At 70.6% G+C, this 15,564-nt stretch carries 16 protein-coding genes; 9 read left to right on the top strand and 7 right to left on the bottom strand.

Annotation, left to right across the window (positions count from 1 at the left end; translation table 11 throughout):
* The first annotated feature begins 1 nt into the window (after position 1).
* Together resB and ccsB are read left to right on the top strand one after the other, a co-directional pair.
* On the top strand, positions 2 to 1,876 hold the full coding sequence (gene resB, locus ITX44_RS10215; protein WP_205356743.1) for a cytochrome c biogenesis protein ResB: 1,875 nt from the start codon (positions 2 to 4) through the stop codon (positions 1,874 to 1,876).
* Positions 1,873 to 2,958 (top strand): c-type cytochrome biogenesis protein CcsB, encoded by a 1,086-nt coding sequence (gene ccsB, locus ITX44_RS10210; protein WP_205356742.1) that lies wholly within the window; start codon positions 1,873 to 1,875, stop codon positions 2,956 to 2,958. Before resB ends, ccsB begins: the two co-directional genes overlap by 4 nt.
* A gap of 51 nt (positions 2,959 to 3,009) precedes the next feature.
* Here ccsB and ITX44_RS10205 read toward each other — a convergent pair whose 3' ends face one another.
* Positions 3,010 to 3,351, bottom strand: a complete 342-nt coding sequence (locus ITX44_RS10205) for a PLD nuclease N-terminal domain-containing protein (RefSeq protein WP_236060283.1) — start codon at positions 3,349 to 3,351, stop codon at positions 3,010 to 3,012.
* A gap of 218 nt (positions 3,352 to 3,569) precedes the next feature.
* On the opposite strand from ITX44_RS10205, the gene ITX44_RS10200 reads away from it, so the two are divergent.
* The gene (locus tag ITX44_RS10200) at positions 3,570 to 5,021 is read left to right on the top strand and encodes a menaquinone biosynthesis decarboxylase (RefSeq protein WP_205356740.1); all 1,452 of its coding nucleotides are present in this window, start codon (positions 3,570 to 3,572) and stop codon (positions 5,019 to 5,021) included.
* 76 nt (positions 5,022 to 5,097) lie between these two features.
* Positions 5,098 to 6,021 carry a menaquinone biosynthesis prenyltransferase MqnP gene (gene mqnP / locus ITX44_RS10195; protein ID WP_205356739.1) on the top strand — a complete coding sequence of 308 codons (924 nt, stop codon included), beginning with the start codon at positions 5,098 to 5,100 and terminating at the stop codon, positions 6,019 to 6,021.
* Positions 6,022 to 6,047: 26 nt separating this feature from the next.
* Here the strand turns inward: mqnP and ITX44_RS10190 are convergent, their stop codons facing one another.
* Entirely contained in the window at positions 6,048 to 6,506 is a 459-nt protein-coding gene (locus ITX44_RS10190) for an ATP-binding protein (protein WP_236060282.1), read from the bottom strand.
* A 219-nt stretch (positions 6,507 to 6,725) separates the two neighbouring features.
* Between ITX44_RS10190 and ITX44_RS10185 the strand changes: the two genes are divergently transcribed.
* Both ITX44_RS10185 and ITX44_RS10180 read left to right on the top strand, forming a co-directional pair.
* Positions 6,726 to 7,622 (top strand): helix-turn-helix domain-containing protein, encoded by an 897-nt coding sequence (locus ITX44_RS10185; RefSeq protein ID WP_205356738.1) that lies wholly within the window; start codon positions 6,726 to 6,728, stop codon positions 7,620 to 7,622.
* Positions 7,541 to 7,759, top strand: a complete 219-nt coding sequence (locus ITX44_RS10180; protein ID WP_205356737.1) for a DUF397 domain-containing protein — start codon at positions 7,541 to 7,543, stop codon at positions 7,757 to 7,759. Before ITX44_RS10185 ends, ITX44_RS10180 begins: the two co-directional genes overlap by 82 nt.
* A 10-nt stretch (positions 7,760 to 7,769) precedes the next feature.
* Here the strand turns inward: ITX44_RS10180 and ITX44_RS10175 are convergent, their stop codons facing one another.
* The 5 genes from ITX44_RS10175 to ITX44_RS10155 form a co-directional block, all read right to left on the bottom strand.
* Positions 7,770 to 8,894, bottom strand: a complete 1,125-nt coding sequence (locus ITX44_RS10175; RefSeq protein WP_205356736.1) for an SMI1/KNR4 family protein — start codon at positions 8,892 to 8,894, stop codon at positions 7,770 to 7,772.
* Positions 8,895 to 8,955: 61 nt separating this feature from the next.
* Positions 8,956 to 10,101, bottom strand: coding sequence for an RNA polymerase sigma factor (locus ITX44_RS10170; RefSeq protein ID WP_205356735.1), 1,146 nt, complete (start codon positions 10,099 to 10,101; stop codon positions 8,956 to 8,958).
* 8 nt (positions 10,102 to 10,109) lie between these two features.
* Positions 10,110 to 10,517, bottom strand: a complete 408-nt coding sequence (locus ITX44_RS10165; RefSeq protein WP_205356734.1) for a YciI family protein — start codon at positions 10,515 to 10,517, stop codon at positions 10,110 to 10,112.
* 239 nt (positions 10,518 to 10,756) lie between these two features.
* Positions 10,757 to 11,959 carry a hypothetical protein gene (locus tag ITX44_RS10160; RefSeq protein ID WP_205356733.1) on the bottom strand — a complete coding sequence of 401 codons (1,203 nt, stop codon included), beginning with the start codon at positions 11,957 to 11,959 and terminating at the stop codon, positions 10,757 to 10,759.
* A 153-nt stretch (positions 11,960 to 12,112) separates the two neighbouring features.
* Positions 12,113 to 12,652 (bottom strand): rhomboid family intramembrane serine protease, encoded by a 540-nt coding sequence (locus tag ITX44_RS10155; RefSeq protein WP_236060372.1) that lies wholly within the window; start codon positions 12,650 to 12,652, stop codon positions 12,113 to 12,115.
* 262 nt (positions 12,653 to 12,914) lie between these two features.
* Here ITX44_RS10155 and ITX44_RS10150 point away from each other — a divergent pair, with 262 nt between their 5' ends.
* The 3 genes from ITX44_RS10150 to mqnE all read left to right on the top strand — a co-directional run bounded on the left by ITX44_RS10150 (position 12,915) and on the right by mqnE (position 15,463).
* The gene (locus ITX44_RS10150; RefSeq protein ID WP_307795187.1) at positions 12,915 to 13,670 is read left to right on the top strand and encodes a UbiX family flavin prenyltransferase; all 756 of its coding nucleotides are present in this window, start codon (positions 12,915 to 12,917) and stop codon (positions 13,668 to 13,670) included.
* 131 nt (positions 13,671 to 13,801) lie between these two features.
* The gene (locus ITX44_RS10145) at positions 13,802 to 14,257 is read left to right on the top strand and encodes an Lrp/AsnC family transcriptional regulator (RefSeq protein ID WP_205356800.1); all 456 of its coding nucleotides are present in this window, start codon (positions 13,802 to 13,804) and stop codon (positions 14,255 to 14,257) included.
* A gap of 42 nt (positions 14,258 to 14,299) precedes the next feature.
* Entirely contained in the window at positions 14,300 to 15,463 is a 1,164-nt protein-coding gene (gene mqnE / locus ITX44_RS10140) for an aminofutalosine synthase MqnE (RefSeq protein WP_205356730.1), read from the top strand.
* Positions 15,464 to 15,564: the final 101 nt, after the last annotated feature.

Below are 15,564 nucleotides of genomic sequence, written 5' to 3'. Positions count from 1 at the left end.
CATGAGCATCACGCACAAGACCGGAGACGCGCGCGCAGGCTCCGACGGGCCCCCCGAGGAGGGTCAGCAGGCCCAGGACGTCCGGGGCGCACAGCGGGACCAGAACTCCCCGGAGCCCGGGGAGGACGGACCCGACGGTCTGGGCGCGGCCGGTGCCCAGCTCAGCACCGCCCCGGTGGAGAGCCTGTCGGCGATGCCGGCGCTCGGTGTCCTGGGCTGGCTGCGCTGGATGTGGCGGCAGCTCACCTCGATGCGGATCGCGCTGATCCTGCTGTTCCTGCTGTCGCTGGCGGCCATCCCCGGCTCGCTCATCCCGCAGCACTCCGACCAGCTCAAGGTCGACACGTTCAAGAAGGCGCACCCCACCATCAGCCCGCTCTACGAGCGGCTGGGGATGTTCCACGTCTACAGCTCGCCGTGGTTCTCGGCCATCTACATCCTGCTGTTCGTCTCGCTGGCCGGCTGCATCGTCCCGCGCACCTGGCAGTTCGTGGGCCAGCTGCGGTCCCGGCCGCCGGCCGCGCCCCGCAATCTCACCCGCCTGCCGGCGTACACCACCTGGCGTACCGAGGCGACGCCCGAGGAGGTCACCCGGGCGGCCGAGCGGGTGCTGAAGGGCCGCAGGTTCCGGATCAGCACCGGCGGCGGTACCGGAGGCACCGGCGGCACCGCGGTCGCCGCCGAGAAGGGCTACCTGCGCGAGGCCGGCAACCTGCTCTTCCACGTCGCCCTGTTCGGCCTGCTGATCGCCTTCGCGGTCACCTCGCTCAACAACGCCCAGGGCGGCAAGCTGATCGTGCAGGGCAGCGACTTCGTCAACAACCTCACCGAGTACGACGACTTCACCTCCTCCACCCTCTACAACGGCGACGACCTCAAGCCCTTCGGTTTCCACCTGGACAACTTCGAGGCCCGGTACGCCACCTCCGGCCCGGAGAAGGGCACCGCCCTGAAGTTCCAGGCCGACATCCACTACTGGAACGGCCCGGACGGCAAGCAGGTCAAGGGCGCCATCTCGGAGAACCACCCGCTGAGCATCGGCGGCGAGAAGGTCTACCTGATCTCGCACGGCTACGCGCCCCAGGTCACCGTCAAGGACGGCCAGGGCAACGTCGCCTACCAGGGCCCGGTGCCGTTCCTGCCGCAGGACACCAACATCACCTCCACCGGCGTGGTCAAGGTCCCGGACGCGCTGGGCAAGGACGGCAAGCCCGACCAACTCGGCTTCAGCGGCATCTTCACGCCCACCGGCGACCCCTCCCGCGGGCCCATCTCGGTGTTCCCGCAGGACCTCCAGCCGCTGCTGTTCCTGACCGCCTACCACGGCGACCTCGGCCTGGACTCGGGCATCGCGCAGAACGTGTACCAGCTCGACACCCAGCACATGAAGCAGTTCCAGTTCAACACCAAGACCGGCGTGAAGGGCGTGGTCCTGCGGCCCGGCGAGAAGATGACGCTGCCCGACGGCGCCGGCTCGCTCACCTTCAACGGCGTCACGCCGTGGGCCAGCTTCACCGTCTCCCACCAGTCCGGCGACGCCACCGCGCTGGTCAGCGGCGCGCTGGCGATCCTGGGCCTGGCGCTGTCGCTGTTCGTCCAGCGCCGCCGGATCTGGGTCCGGGCGCTGCCCGCCGACGGCGGCGGCACCCTGGTCGAGATGGGCGGCCTGGGCCGCAGCGAGTCCGCGAGGATCGCCGACGAGCTCGGGGACGTGGCCGTGCAGATCCTGCCCGACGCGCCCGTGCGGCCCGACGACCCCGACGTACCGGAAGCCGTACCCGAAGACGTACCGGAAGCCGTATCGGAAGACGTACCGGAACCGGAAGAACCACCTCTCAGCGACGACGCACCTCACGACGAAGGAGCCCGCGCGTGAACATCGCTGCCGCGGTCAACGAGAACTTCGCGAACTACAGCAACTACCTGATCCGCTCGGCGATGTTCGTCTACGTGCTCGCCTTCCTCGCCCACCTCGCCGAGTGGGTCTTCGGCGGCCGCAGCAAGGTCGCCGTGCAGTCCGCGGCACTGGCCGGAGAGGAAGCGGCGGCGGCGCCCGCCGTCACCGTCCAGGTCATCCGGCGTGACGGCGGCACCACCACCCTGGAGCGGCCCAAGGTCGTCACCCGCGCCTCGTCCAGCGACCGCGGCATCGCCGACGGCCCGGGCGCGGCCGGCGACAGCGAGCGCGGCGACCTGTACGGGCGGATCGCCGTCTCCTTCACGGTGGTGGCCTGGCTGCTGCACTTCGGCGGCGTGATCATGCGCGCCGCGTCCGTGCAGCGCGCCCCCTGGGGCAACATGTACGAGTTCTCCACCACTTTCGGCATGGTGGCGGTCGGCGCGTACCTGGTGCTGCTCGCGCTCGGCAAGAACGTGCGCTGGATCGGCCTCTTCCTGACCACCTCGGTGCTGCTCGACCTGGGCCTGGCGCTGTCGGTGCTCTACACCTCCAGCGAGCAGCTCGTGCCGGCCCTGCACTCGTACTGGCTGTGGATCCACGTCTCGTGCGCCATCATCTCCGGCGCGGTGTTCTACCTCGCGGCGGTCGGCACCATGCTCTACCTGTTCCGCGACCACTACGAGGTGGCGGTGACCGCGGGCCGGGCGCAGGACGGCCGCTGGGGCGACATCATGCGGCGGCTGCCGGCCGCGGCCACCCTGGACAAGTTCGCCTACCGGATGAACGCCCTGGTCTTCCCGCTGTGGACGTTCACCATCATCGCGGGCGCGATCTGGGCGCAGGCCGCGTGGGGCCACTACTGGGAGTGGGACCCGAAGGAGACCTGGTCCTTCATCACCTGGGTCGCCTACGCCGGCTACCTGCACGCCCGGGCCACCGCCGGCTGGAAGGGCCGCAAGGCCGCCTACCTGGCGCTGATCGCCTTCGCGTGCTTCCTGTTCAACTACTACGGCGTGAACATCTTCGTCACCGGCAAGCACTCGTACGCGGGCGTCTGAGCCCCCGTCCGAGCCGTACGCATGGAACCGAACGGGCCGTCGTCCCCGGGCTCACTCGCCCTCGGACGGCGGCCCGTCGCGCCGGTCCCGCATCCGCTGGATCCGTTCGGAGAGCGCCCGCAGGAACTCGGGGTTGTCGTCGGGGGCTATCCACGGCCGGGCCGGCTCCGGTTCCTGCTCGCGGTAGGGGGCCTGCCAGCCCGGGCCGGCCGGCAGCAGGCCGCGCCGCTTGCCGAGGAACAGCCACGCCAGCGGGCCGACCAGCGCCCAGCCCAGCAGCATCACGATCAGCAGCCACACCACCTTGGGCAGCCCCCGCACCTGCGACGGCGGGGTGCCCAGACAGTCCACCAAGGCGTAGATCCACAGCGCGACCAGCAGCAGATACGGCATTGACCGCAGCATGAGTCCCCCCACGTCGCCCTGTGTTGACCATCCCAGGGTAACCAGCCCCGCCAGGGGGCGGCGCCCCGAAGGGGCGCGGGGAACTGCGCGACCAGCCACGATGCATCGCTCGCTCGGCAGCGTGCCGAGACCACCCGAGCTGGGCGCCGTACGCCGGGCGTACCCGCACCGCAGGACTCGGGCACCCGGGATGGAAGACTAGGAGCATGGCTTACGACGATCTCCGCTCCTTTCTCCGGGCCCTGGAGAAGGACGGCGACCTCAAGCGGATCCGCGCCGAGGTGGACCCGTATCTGGAGGTCGGCGAGATCACCGACCGGGTCAACAAGGCGGGCGGCCCCGCGCTGCTGTTCGAGAACGTCCGCGGCTCGATCGCGCCGCTGGCGATGAACGTGTACGGCACCGACCGCCGGCTGCTGAAGGCGCTGGGCCTGGACTCGTACGCCGAGATCGGCGAGAAGATCGCCGGGCTGCTCAAGCCCGAGTTGCCGCACGGCTTCGTCGGGGTGCGCGAGGCGTTCGGCAAGCTCGCCGGGATGATGCACGTGCCGCCGAAGAAGGTGAAGGACGCCCCCGTGCAGGAGGTCGTGCTCACCGGCGACGACGTGGACCTGGACGCGCTGCCCGCGCTGTTCACCTGGCCGCAGGACGGCGGTTCGTTCTTCAACCTGGGCCTGACCCACACCAAGGACCCGGAGACCGGGGTGCGCAACCTCGGCCTGTACCGGCTTCAGCGGCACGACCGCACCACCATCGGCATGCACTGGCAGATCCACAAGGACAGCCGCAACCACTACCAGACCGCGGCCCGGCGCGGCGAGCGGCTGCCCGTGGCCATCGCCTTCGGCTGCCCGCCGGCGGTCACCTACGCGGCGACCGCGCCGCTGCCCGGTGACATCGACGAGTACCTGTTCGCCGGCTTCGTGCAGGGCAAGCGGGTGGAGCTGGTGGACTGCAGGACCGTGCCGCTCCAGGTGCCCGCGCAGGCCGAGGTGGTGGTGGAGGGCTGGCTGGAGCCGGGGAAGATGCTGCCGGAGGGGCCGTTCGGCGACCACACCGGCTTCTACACCCCGCAGGAGCCCTTCCCGGCGCTGACCGTCGAGTGCGTCACCATGCGCAAGCGCCCGCTGTTCCAGTCGATCGTGGTGGGCCGGCCGCCCACCGAGGACGGGCCGCTGGGCCGGGCCACCGAGCGGTTCTTCCTGCCGCTGCTGAAGATCATCGTGCCGGACGTCGTGGACTACCACCTGCCCGAGGCGGGCGGCTTCCACAACTGCGCGATCGTCTCGATCGACAAGAAGTACCCCAAGCACGCGCAGAAGGTGATGCACGCGATCTGGGGCGCCCACATGATGTCGCTCACCAAGCTGATCGTCGTGGTGGACGCCGACTGCGACGTCCAGAACCTGCACGAGGTGGCCTGGCGGGCGCTGGGCAACACCGACTACTCCCGCGACCTGACCGTGGTCGAGGGCCCCGTCGACCACCTCGACCACGCCTCGTACCAGCAGTTCTGGGGCGGCAAGGCGGGTATCGACGCCACGCGCAAACTCCCCGAGGAGGGGTACACGCGTGACGGGGGCTGGCCGGAGATGGTGCTGTCGGACCCGGAGACCCACGACCGGGTGACGCGGCGTTGGAAGGAGTACGGACTGTGAGGCCGATGACCATGCTGGAGTCCCGTCGGGTCGGGGGTGCGCTCCGCCGTCGCGGAGGTGAACCGGGGTACGCCCGGTGAGCGCCGAATCCGCGACCCCGGACCTGTTCCGGCCGGCGCCGAGGCCGGACGGGAAGCTCCGCGCCTTCCTGCGGCTCGTCATGATCGAGCACTCGGTCTTCGCGCTGCCCTTCGCGTACATCGCGGCGCTCACCGCGATGTTCCGGGACAACGGCGAGGTGCACTGGGGCGTACTGCTGCTGGTGACCGTGGCGATGGTGGGCCTGCGCACCTTCGCGATGGCCTGCAACCGGATCATCGACCGGGAGATCGACGCGCGCAATCCGCGGACCGCCGGGCGTGAACTGGTCACCGGGGCGCTGTCCGTGCGGACCGCCTGGACCGGGGCGCTGATCGCGCTCGTGGTGTTCCTGGGGGCCGCGGCCCTGCTCAACCCGCTGTGCCTGGCGCTCGCGCCGATCGCGGTCGTGCCGATGGTCGTCTATCCGTACGGCAAGCGCTTCACGAACTTCCCGCACGCGATCCTCGGCCTGGCCCAGGCGATGGGCCCGATCGGCGCGTGGCTGGCGGTCACCGGGACCTGGTCCTGGGACGCGGTCGTCCTCGGCCTCGCGGTCGGCATCTGGATCGGCGGGTTCGACCTCATCTTCGGCTGCCAGGACGTGGCCGCCGACCGAGCCCACGGCGTCAAGTCCGTCCCCGCCCGCTTCGGCATCCCCGCCGCCCTCTACGGCGCCCGCGGCAGCCACCTCGTCACCACAGGGTTGCTGTTCTGGTACGGCGCCGCCACCCACGCCGGCCCCTTCTGGTGGATCGGCCTGACCATCGTGGCCTGCGCCTTCCTCTACGAACACTCCATCGTCAAGCCGCACGACCTCTCCCGCCTCAACCGCGCCTTCTTCACGGTCAACGGCGTCATCGGCATCACCCTCTTCGTCTTCGCCCTCTGCGACCTGATCGCCCGCGGCCTGGGTGCCTGAGCCTTTTTCCTCGGCCCGTCCGCTTCTCAGACCCGCCGTACGGCACCCCACACGACCTTGCCGGGTCCGGCGGGCCGCGGCCAGACACCCCAGTCCCCTGCGGTGAGGTCGGCGACGATGCGCAGCCCCCGGCCGGTCTCGGGAAGGCCGTCCGGGGTGCGCTCGGGCAGGAGCGGGCGCACGTCGCTGGAATCGTGGACCTCGACGAGCACACCGCCCGGCAGCCGCCGGAACGTCAGCCCGATGCGGCGGTCTTGGACCGGCCCGAGGGCCCCCAGGTGGCGGACGGCATTCGTCGTCAGCTCCGAGACCACCACAGTCGCGTCGAAAGTCAGCTCCGGCATGCCCCAGCGGTCCAGCGTGCGGCGCAGTTCGCGCCGCGCGGTGGCGACGCTGCGCGCCTGGACCGGCAGCAGCATCTGCGGCGGTACCCAGCCGCCGGGCGGCAACGTATCGGTGGTCGCGAGGACGGGCGGAGGGTTCATGAGGGGTACTCGTTCCGTGAGCGGATCCTGACGTTCCGTGGATAAGCGTGAAGGGTGCGAACTACGATGAACAGAGAGTGGTCGTTGCCGGTGGTGGCAGGCACTAGCGCGCAGTCCGTGAGCTAGTACGCAGGCCCGGATGTGCAGGCCGGCCACCCGATTCCGGCGGGACGACCGGATCTTGACTGCCCATCGGGCAAGACCCAAGGCGAGGTGCGGATGATCGGCAAAGGCAGCGACGAACTCTCGGCCCGGGCGGTCTTCCACGCCGAAGTCACCCGCCAGCGCGAGCTGTCCGGCTGGACCCTCGCCGAGCTCTCCGACCGCACGAGGTACGACGCCTCCTACCTTCAGCGCCTGGAGAAGGGCGACCGCCTGGGCTCGGTCGACGCGGCGGGGGCACTCGATCGGGTCTACGGCACGGGGGACCTGCTCAAGGACTTGTGGAGGTTGGCGAAACGGGAAGTCCAGGCCAACCGGTACCAGGGCTTCCTGGACCTGGAGGCCGAGGCGGGCAGCATTCAGCAGTTCAGCGTCAGTGTGGTGCCCGGTCTGCTCCAGACGCCGGGATACGCCGAGACACAGCTACGTACGGATCGGCCGGCAACCGAGGAACTGCTCGCCGAGCAACTGTCTTTGCGGCTGAGCCGCCAGGAGCGGCTGACCGGGCCCAGACCACTCGACTACCGGGTGCTGCTGGACGAATCGGTGATCCGGCGGCCGACACTTGACCCCGACATCTGGACGGAGCAGCTCGAGCACCTGATCGATGCCGCAGCCCGGCCCAATATCTCCCTGCACGTGGTTCCGTTCCGCGTCGGCCTGCACAATCTGCTCGGCGGATCGCTCACTTTGCTGTGGCTTCCCAGCGGCAGAACCATGGCCTACGTTGAGAGCAGTTTCAGCGGTCAGCTCGTCGAAGAGGCGGAAGAAGTAGGGCAACTCCGGTTGTCCTACGATCGCCTGCGTGATCTTGCCCTTCCGCCCGGCGAGTCCCTGAATGTCCTGCGAACTGCTCTGGAGGAGCACACGTCATGCCTGCCCCCCGACCGGACCTCAGCGGTGCCCAGTGGCGTAAGTCCTCGTACAGCAATGCAAACGGGGGTGACTGCGTAGAGGTGGCCTCCGGCGTGCCGGGCGTGGTTCCCGTCCGTGACTCGAAGGACCCCGAGGGTCCTGCTCTGCTTTTCCCGGCCGCGAGCTGGAGCGCCTTCCTCACCGAGGTGAAGGCAGGGCAGATTCCCGTCATCTGACCGCACGTCCCTACCTGGCCACGCGCTCGCACAGGGCGGCCAGGTCGGGGTGAACCACCCGATAGTCCTGCGTGACCGGGTCCCAGGAGAGGACGGCGCCGTACAGGTCGCCCTGCTCCTGGCACAGGAGGAGCTCGGCGCCCTGTGGCGAGACCGCGAAGGGGAGCCAGGAGGCGGGGGCGGGAGGGGCGCTCGCAGGGGACGGGGGCGCCTCGGCGTGGGCGGGCGCACTTCCACCTGCGCCGGCTGTCTTCGTCGCGGAAAGCGTTCGTACCTGGATGCTCTCGTCGGGCTGCGCGGCCTTCACCCGGGCCTGCGCGGCGGTCAACTCGGCGCAGCTGTAGGGGCGGTAGCCGCCCGGGAAGACGTGGAAGCCGTCCGGCTCGTCCGCTCCGTCGTGCAGCAGGAGGAAGGCGATCAGGTGGGCGTGGAAGGAGTGCGGGATCGCGGCCGCGCGGACGTCCTGCGGCCGGGCGGGTGGGCGCAGGGCGGCGTGGGCGGCGGGCGCGGTGCGCAGGAGCCGCTTCTCGGCGTGGCCCCACACCTCGCGCAGCCAGACGCCGGGGATCTCCGGGGACGGTACGAGGTCCCACTCCACCTGCCGCCCGGCGCGTGGGCGGCGGGCGGCCAGTCCGGGTATCCGCAGCGGCTCGCCGGATTCCAGTGCGTCCGCGAGTTCCGCGACCAGGGACAGGAGATCGGGCCAGCAGCTCTCGCCCCCGTGGCCGGATTCCGGGTCGAAGCGCAACACCGCGCCGTAGCCCGGTCCTTCACGGTGGTCGACCACCAGATACTCGCCGGTCGAGGTGGCGGCGAACGGCACCCACCACTCGGCTTCCGGCCCCGCGCCGGCGGCCTTCCACCCGGCCATCCGGGAGGCGGGCAGCAGCCCGAACCTTGGCAGCAGTTGGGCGCCGGACGACCACTCGATGCCGTCGTGCGCGGACAGCAGCGCGACCAGGAAGGGGTGCAGGGAGAACGCTTCGGTGACGGCGGCGATGTCCTGCCCGGTGGCGGGGCCTCGCAGCGCGGCGAAGTCCTCCGGCGCGTGGGACCGCAGCCAGTCCTCCACGCGACGCCAGGCCGCGGTGAAGTCGTTTACGAGCCGCCCGTCCACGAAGTCGTCAGTACGCACAGCCGAACGCTACTGCTCTGTTCGGACAGCGTCATTGAGGTCCGCACGGCCCCTGAACCGGTCACGGGCGGAGGCTCGTGTTGAGGCGGGCGGCCTGGCGGGTCAGGTAGTCGCGTTCGGCGAGGTTGGGGGCTTTGCGGGCGGCTTCGGCGTAGAGGCGGGCGGCCGTGGGGAGGTCGCCGTCGCGTTCGTGGAGGTAGGCGGCGACCGCGGTGTGGCGGGGGAGGGCGGGGTCGAGAGGGGCGAGGGCGGCCAGGCCGGCGCGGGGGCCGTCGGCCTCGCCGACGGCGACGGCGCGGTTGAGGAGGACGACCGGGCTGTCGGTCAGGCGGGTGAGCTCGTCGTACCACTCGACGATCTGGACCCAGTCGGTCTCCTCGGCGGTGGGCGCGTCGGCGTGGAGGGCCGCGATGGCGGCCTGGGCCTGGAATTCGCCCAGCCGGTCGCGGGCGAGGGCCGCCTGGAGGATTGCGATGCCCTCGGCGATCGATGAGGTGTCCCAGCGGCCGCGGTCCTGTTCGGCGAGCGGTACGAGGCTGCCGTCGGGCGCGGTCCGGGCGGCGCGCCGGGCGTGGTGGAGCAGCATGAGGGCGAGCAGGCCCGCCACCTCGGGGTGGTCGATCGCGGCCGCGAGCTGCCGGGTGAGCCGGATGGCCTCCGCGGCGAGGTCGACGTCGCCGGAGTAGCCCTCGTTGAAGACCAGGTAGAGGACGCGCAGCACGGTGGCGACGTCGCCGGGCCGGTCCAGCCGTACGCCCGAGACGGTGCGCTTGGCGCGGCTGATCCGTTGCGCCATGGTCGCCTCGGGCACCAGGTAGGCCTGGGCGATCTGGCGGGTGGTGAGGCCGCCGACGGCGCGCAGGGTGAGCGCGACCGCGGACGACGGCGTCAGCGACGGGTGGGCGCACAGGAAGTACAGCTGGAGCGTGTCGTCCAGGCAGGACGCGGGCCCGGGCGGCGGCTCCTCGTCGACGCGGTCCTCCCGGCGGCGGCGGGCGGCGTCCGCCCGGGTCGCGTCGAGGAAGCGGCGCCAGGCCACGGTGACCAGCCAGCCCTTGGGGTCGCGCGGCCGGTCCTCCGGCCAGACCCGGACCGCCTCGACCAGCGCGTCCTGCACGGCGTCCTCGGCCGCCGCGAAATCCGCTCCGCGGCGGACGAGGATTCCGAGCACGCTCGGGGTGAGGCTCCGCAGCAGGGCCTCGTCCATCAAAGACGTCACTCCGCGAGGGGCGGAGGTCCGGCCAGGAACGGGCGCAGCTCCAGCCACTCGTGGATCGGCTTCCCGCCCGCCCCGGGGGCGGCCGACAGGTCCCCGGCCAGCTCGACGGCCCGCTCGTAGCTGTCGACGTCGATCACCATCCAGCCGGCGATGAGGTCCTTGGTCTCGGCGAACGGGCCGTCGGTGACCGGCGGCCGCCCCTCGCCGTCGTACCGCACCCACGTCCCCTCGGGGGCGACCGCCTGGCCGTCGACGAACTCGCCCGTCTTCTCCAGCCGGGTCGCGAAGTCGCGCATGTACTGCATGTGCGCGGAGATCTCCTCCGGCGTCCACTGGTCCATGGGCACGTCGTTGACCGGTGCCGGAGCGCCGCGGTAGTGCTTCAGCAGCAGGTACTTCGCCATGGTGGTTCTCCTCGGTGCTGGTGCGACCCATTGTGGTCACGTTCACCCCGGGGACGGAGCGGGCCGCGCGTTCTCGACATCGCCGGCCAAGATTTTTTTCCGACCCGATTCCCGGGCCTGATCCCCGGGCCTGATTCCCGGGCCCGATGTCGCCGAAAAGCCGAAGGGCCCCGGCTGCGGCGCCGGGGCCCTTCGAGTGGTCCAACGAGGCCTGGCCGACCCCGTAAGGACGTGGCAGGTCAGGAGGAGAACGACGAGCCCGACGGGTTCGCGTTCGCCATGAAGAGGCCGACCAGGTCCTGCGGGTTGAGCTGCTGGGCGTCGGACGGCGCGGTGAGCGCGTCCGTGTTGTGGTCGATGGTCAGGGTCAGCGGCAGCTTGTTGCCGGTGGCCTTGTCGTCGAACTGGGCCAGGTCGACGGTGAGCGCCGAGATGTCCTTGCCCTTGAGCGCCACGTCGAAGGAGATCGTGCGGTTGGGCACGCCACTGGTGTCGCTCAGGCCCTTGAGGTCGGACGCCTTGACGCCCGGGAACTGCTTCAGGATCGGCGGCAGCGAGGTGGACAGTTCCTTGGCGAGCTGGCGGGCCGGCACGGTCACCTGGACGTGGTCGGCGCCGTTGCTGTTGCCGAGGTCCTTGAAGGTGGCGTTGTGCACGAACGCCTGCTTGATCGCGTCGAAGAGCTTCGCCTCGGTCTTCGGGTCGATCTTCGGGCCGGTCAGGGCGTCGAACGGGGAGGACGAGGAGCCGGAGCCGCCCATCTGCTTCGCCATGGACTTGCCGAAGTCCAGCCAGGCCTTGGGGTCGATCTCCACCCACTGGCCCTTGAGCCCGGCCTTGACCGCGTTCAGGGACGACGGGAGCTGGTCCGCCTGGTTCAGGAACTGGTTGAACTCCCGCAGGTCCGAGGACGCGTTGGGGGAGGTGTCGAGCTTCTCCAGGCCCTTGATGTCGGCCCGCAGGTAGAGCTTCTGGTTCACCGCCCGCAGGTCGATGAGGTTGCTGTTGCCGGACTTGTCGGCGCTCAGCGTGAAGCCGGCCGCGCCGTCCTTGGTGGCGTCGGTGGCGTTGCTGCCGGAGGTGAGCAGGCCGATCTGCTTCTGGGTGCTCACCGACAGGGTCGCGCGCAGCTTGGACAGCAACTCGGCGTCCTGCCGGGTGAAGTCGTCCCCCTGCATCACTGCGTAGATCTGGTCCGCGGTCGCGTCGAAGGACAGCCCGAGGGTGACCGCTTTCTGGTCGCCGAGCTTGGTGAAGGCGCTCTGGACCTTGGCCTGGGGTGTGGCCTGGGCCGTCCCGCAGGCGGCGGAGCCGGCGGCTATGAGAGCCACCACCCCCGCGGCGGCGAGGCCCGTGCGTTTGGTGACGATGACGAACTCCTTGGACGCTGCGATGAAACGGTGATGCGGAACAGAGCGTAGCTGTACGTACGCTGTGTCCACATTGGGGTTTCCGCGGCGCCCCCTCGCGCCAGTTCCCCCCCGTGGTCCCGCGACTGGCGCGGGACGCCCCCCCTTGCGTGCACATGAACCCCCGCATGCCGCGAAGGGCCCAGTTCTCTTCGTTCTGACGGTTCTTACCTATGTACCGACGCGTCAGACGCCCGCGCGGTTGTACGGAACCCGCTCCCGGAACAGAAAAGCCGCGACGACCCCGCCGATCAGGCCGAACAGGTGGCCCTGCCACGACACGCCGGTCGCGGTCGGCAGCGCGCCCCACAGGATGGAGCCGTAGAGCAGCCCGACGATCAGGCCCACCACGACGTCCAGCGCGCGCCGGTCGACGAAGCCGCGCACCAGCAGATAGGCGAACAGGCCGAAAATCACCCCGGAGGCGCCGGCGGTGTTGGTGTGCGCGGGCGCGACCAGCCACACACCCAGACCGCCGATCACCATGATGGTGAAGGCGACCGCGAGGAACCGGGCTATGCCGCGCAGCGCGGCGATGAAGCCCAGCACCAGCAGCGGCAGGCTGTTGGAGGCGACGTGCTCGAAGCCGAAGTGGGTGAAGGCCGAGGGGATGATGTCGATCAGCTCACCGGCCCGGCGGGGCTCGATGCCCAGGCTGTCCAGCCGGTGACCGGAGATCACGTCGATCGCCTCGAGCACCCAGAGCAGTGCCACCCACGACACCATCAGCGCGGCGGCGGCCGGCACCCGGCTGCCCAGCCGCAGCGGGGCCAGCAGCGCGTCTGCCGTACGGCCGCGCGGCGCGGCGGATCCCGGCATGGCCGAACCGTGTGCGACCGGACCCTGCGGGCCCGAGCCGCGCGTGCCCGATCCGCGTCCCGCGGTGTGTTCGAAGGTCACGCCTGCCCCCTGTGGTACGCCCCTGACGATGTCAACGCCTGCGTACCCGGGTCGGTTCCCCGGACGGACCCCGGTTAGTCTCGAGGGCGTGAACGGCAACGGCAGCCCCGCCCCGGACCAGGGCGGACGCGCCCCCTGGGTGGTCGGCGTGTCAGGCGCCTCGGGCACCCCCTACGCCGCCGCGGTGCTGCGGGCGCTGCTGGCCGCCGGGGAGAGCGTGGACCTGGTGATCAGCCGGGCCGCCCGGCTGACCCTGCTGGACGAGACCGGCGCCCCCTTCCGCGACGCCCACTGGCGCACCGACCTGGCGACCTGGCTGGCCCGCGGCGCCGACGGCACCCCGGACGCCTTCGACGTACAGGAGTACGACCTGTCCGCCGTGCGCCACTGGCCGGCCGGTGACCTGGCCGCCGGGCCGTCCTCCGGGTCGTACCCCGCCAAGGGCATGCTGATCGTGCCGGCCAGTACCGCGTGCGTGGCCGGGGTGGCGCTCGGCCTGTCCAAGGACCTGTTGCAGCGCGCGGCGAGCGTCACCCTCAAGGAGCGCCGGACGCTGGTGGTGGCGGTGCGCGAGACCCCGCTGAGCGGCCCGATGCTGCGTCACCTGGTCACCCTCGACGACGCCGGAGCGGTGGTGCTGCCCGCCTCACCGGCCTTCTACGCCGGCCCGGTCGGCGTCCAGGACCTGGTGGACTTCGTGGCCGGCCGGGTGCTGGACGCGGCCGCGGTCCCGCACACCCTCTACCGGCGGTGGGCCGGCGAACTGGGCGGCGGCAGGTCCGGGCCCACCGAGCAAGGAGCCGGACCGGGAACGGCACACGGAACGGCACACGGAACGGCGTAAGGAACCGAGCAAGGAACGGGACAAGGATCTGCGGCCCCCGGACTGTCAGATGCGCAGGGCACGAACCCGTTGATGCCTTAGATTCGTGTCCCGACAGCGCAGTCATGGGACGAACGGGAGGGTCCAAGCACATGGACGCGGTGGACAGGCAGCTCATCCAGGCGTTGCGGGAGAACGGCCGCGCCTCCTACGCGGAGCTGGGCCGGCTCGTGGGACTGTCCGGGCCGAGCGTCACCGACCGGATCAACCGGCTGGAACAGGCCGGGGTGATCACCGGCTACCGCGCCACCGTCGCTCCCGCCGCGCTGGGCCTGGGCGTGACCGCCCTGGTCGGCCTGCAGTTGTCGGACGCCGCGGACCACGAGGACGTGGCCCGCCGGCTGCGCTCCCTGAACGAGATCGAGGACTGCTGGTTCATCGCGGGCGACGACTCGTACATGCTCAAGGTCCGGGTCAGTGACGTGGACGGCCTGGAGCACACCATCCGCCGGCTGTCCGGCACGACGGGCGTGGCGCGCACCCGTACCACCATTGTGCTGTCCACCAAGTGGGAGAACCGGGTCGGCGAGCTGCCCGCCGACGTGTAGGCGTACGGTCGTAGGCCGAGGCCGAGGCCGAGGAGGAGAGAGATGGACGCTGGGCTCAAGCGTGAGCTGGAGGAGAAGGTCCACGCCGGGGAGCGGCTGACGCGGGAGGACGGCATCGCCCTCTACGCGTCGGACGACCTGGCCTGGCTGGGCGGGCTGGCCCACCACGTGCGCACGCGGCTGAACGGCGACGTCGTCCACTTCAACGTCAACCGCCACCTGAACATGACCAATGTGTGCACCGCGTCCTGCGCGTACTGCTCCTTCCAGCGCAAGCCCGGCGAGAAGGACGCGTACACCATGCGGATCGAGGAGGCGGTGAAGCTCGCCAAGGCGATGGAGGGGGACAACCTCACCGAACTGCACATCGTCAACGGCCTGCACCCCACGCTGCCCTGGCGGTACTACCCGCGGTCGCTGCGGGCGCTGAAGGAGGCGCTGCCGCAGGTGTCGCTGAAGGCGTTCACGGCCACCGAGATCCACCACTTCGAGACCATCTCGGGGCTGTCCGCCTCGGAGATCCTGGACGAACTCATCGACGCCGGCCTGGAGTCGCTGACCGGCGGCGGCGCCGAGATCTTCGACTGGGAGGTGCGCCAGCACATCGTGGACCACCGCACCCACTGGGAGGACTGGTCGCGGATCCACCGGCTGGCGCACGAGAAGGGCCTCAAGACGCCCGCCACCATGCTCTACGGCCACATCGAGGAGCCCCGGCACCGGGTGGACCACGTGCTGCGGCTGCGCGAACTCCAGGACGAGACCGGCGGGTTCCAGGTCTTCATCCCGCTGCGCTACCAGCACGACTTCGTGGACATGAAGGACGGCAAGGTCCGCAACACCCTCCAGGCCCGCACCACCATGGCCACCGGCGCTGAGGCGCTGAAGACCTTCGCGGTCTCCCGGCTGCTGTTCGACAACGTGCCGCACGTGAAGGTGTTCTGGGTGATGCACGGGCTGTCCACCGCGCAGCTCGCGCTCAACCACGGCGCCGACGACATGGACGGCTCGGTGGTCGAGTACAAGATCACCCACGACGCCGACAAGTACGGCACGCCGAACAAGCTCACCCGCGAGGACCTGCTCGACCTCATCCGCGACGCCGGCTTCCGCCCGGTGGAGCGCAACACCCGCTACGAGATCATCCGCGAGTTCCCCGGCCCGGACGGCTCCCGCCGGGAGTCACCGCAGCCGATGCGGGTGTGACGGTGTGACACCGTAACGGGCAACGGGCAACGGGCAACGGGCAACGGGCAACGGGCAACGGGCAACGGTGCGGCGGTGTGACGCGGTCGACAGCGCGAACC

It is taken from the genome of Actinacidiphila acididurans (genome assembly GCF_016918855.1).
Classification (GTDB): Bacteria; Actinomycetota; Actinomycetes; order Streptomycetales; family Streptomycetaceae; genus Actinacidiphila; species Actinacidiphila acididurans.
This window is presented reverse-complemented; position numbering and strand designations above follow the sequence as displayed.

Bases quoted from the DNA above. Each gene is read 5' to 3' on its own strand.
- ITX44_RS10165 (WP_205356734.1), bottom strand. From the start codon at position 10,517: ATGGCGAAGTACCTGCTGCTGAAGCACTACCGCGGCGCTCCGGCACCG.
- ITX44_RS10145 (WP_205356800.1), top strand. From the start codon at position 13,802: ATGGACGCGGTGGACAGGCAGCTCATCCAGGCGTTGCGGGAGAACGGC.
- mqnE (WP_205356730.1), top strand. From the start codon at position 14,300: ATGGACGCTGGGCTCAAGCGTGAGCTGGAGGAGAAGGTCCACGCCGGG.
- resB (WP_205356743.1), top strand. From the start codon at position 2: ATGAGCATCACGCACAAGACCGGAGACGCGCGCGCAGGCTCCGACGGG.
- ITX44_RS10155 (WP_236060372.1), bottom strand. From the start codon at position 12,652: ATGGTGTCGTGGGTGGCACTGCTCTGGGTGCTCGAGGCGATCGACGTG.
- ITX44_RS10205 (WP_236060283.1), bottom strand. From the start codon at position 3,351: ATGCCGTATCTGCTGCTGGTCGCGCTGTGGATCTACGCCTTGGTGGAC.
- ITX44_RS10190 (WP_236060282.1), bottom strand. From the start codon at position 6,506: ATGAACCCTCCGCCCGTCCTCGCGACCACCGATACGTTGCCGCCCGGC.
- ITX44_RS10180 (WP_205356737.1), top strand. From the start codon at position 7,541: ATGCCTGCCCCCCGACCGGACCTCAGCGGTGCCCAGTGGCGTAAGTCC.
- ITX44_RS10185 (WP_205356738.1), top strand. From the start codon at position 6,726: ATGATCGGCAAAGGCAGCGACGAACTCTCGGCCCGGGCGGTCTTCCAC.
- ITX44_RS10170 (WP_205356735.1), bottom strand. From the start codon at position 10,101: ATGGACGAGGCCCTGCTGCGGAGCCTCACCCCGAGCGTGCTCGGAATC.
- ITX44_RS10200 (WP_205356740.1), top strand. From the start codon at position 3,570: ATGGCTTACGACGATCTCCGCTCCTTTCTCCGGGCCCTGGAGAAGGAC.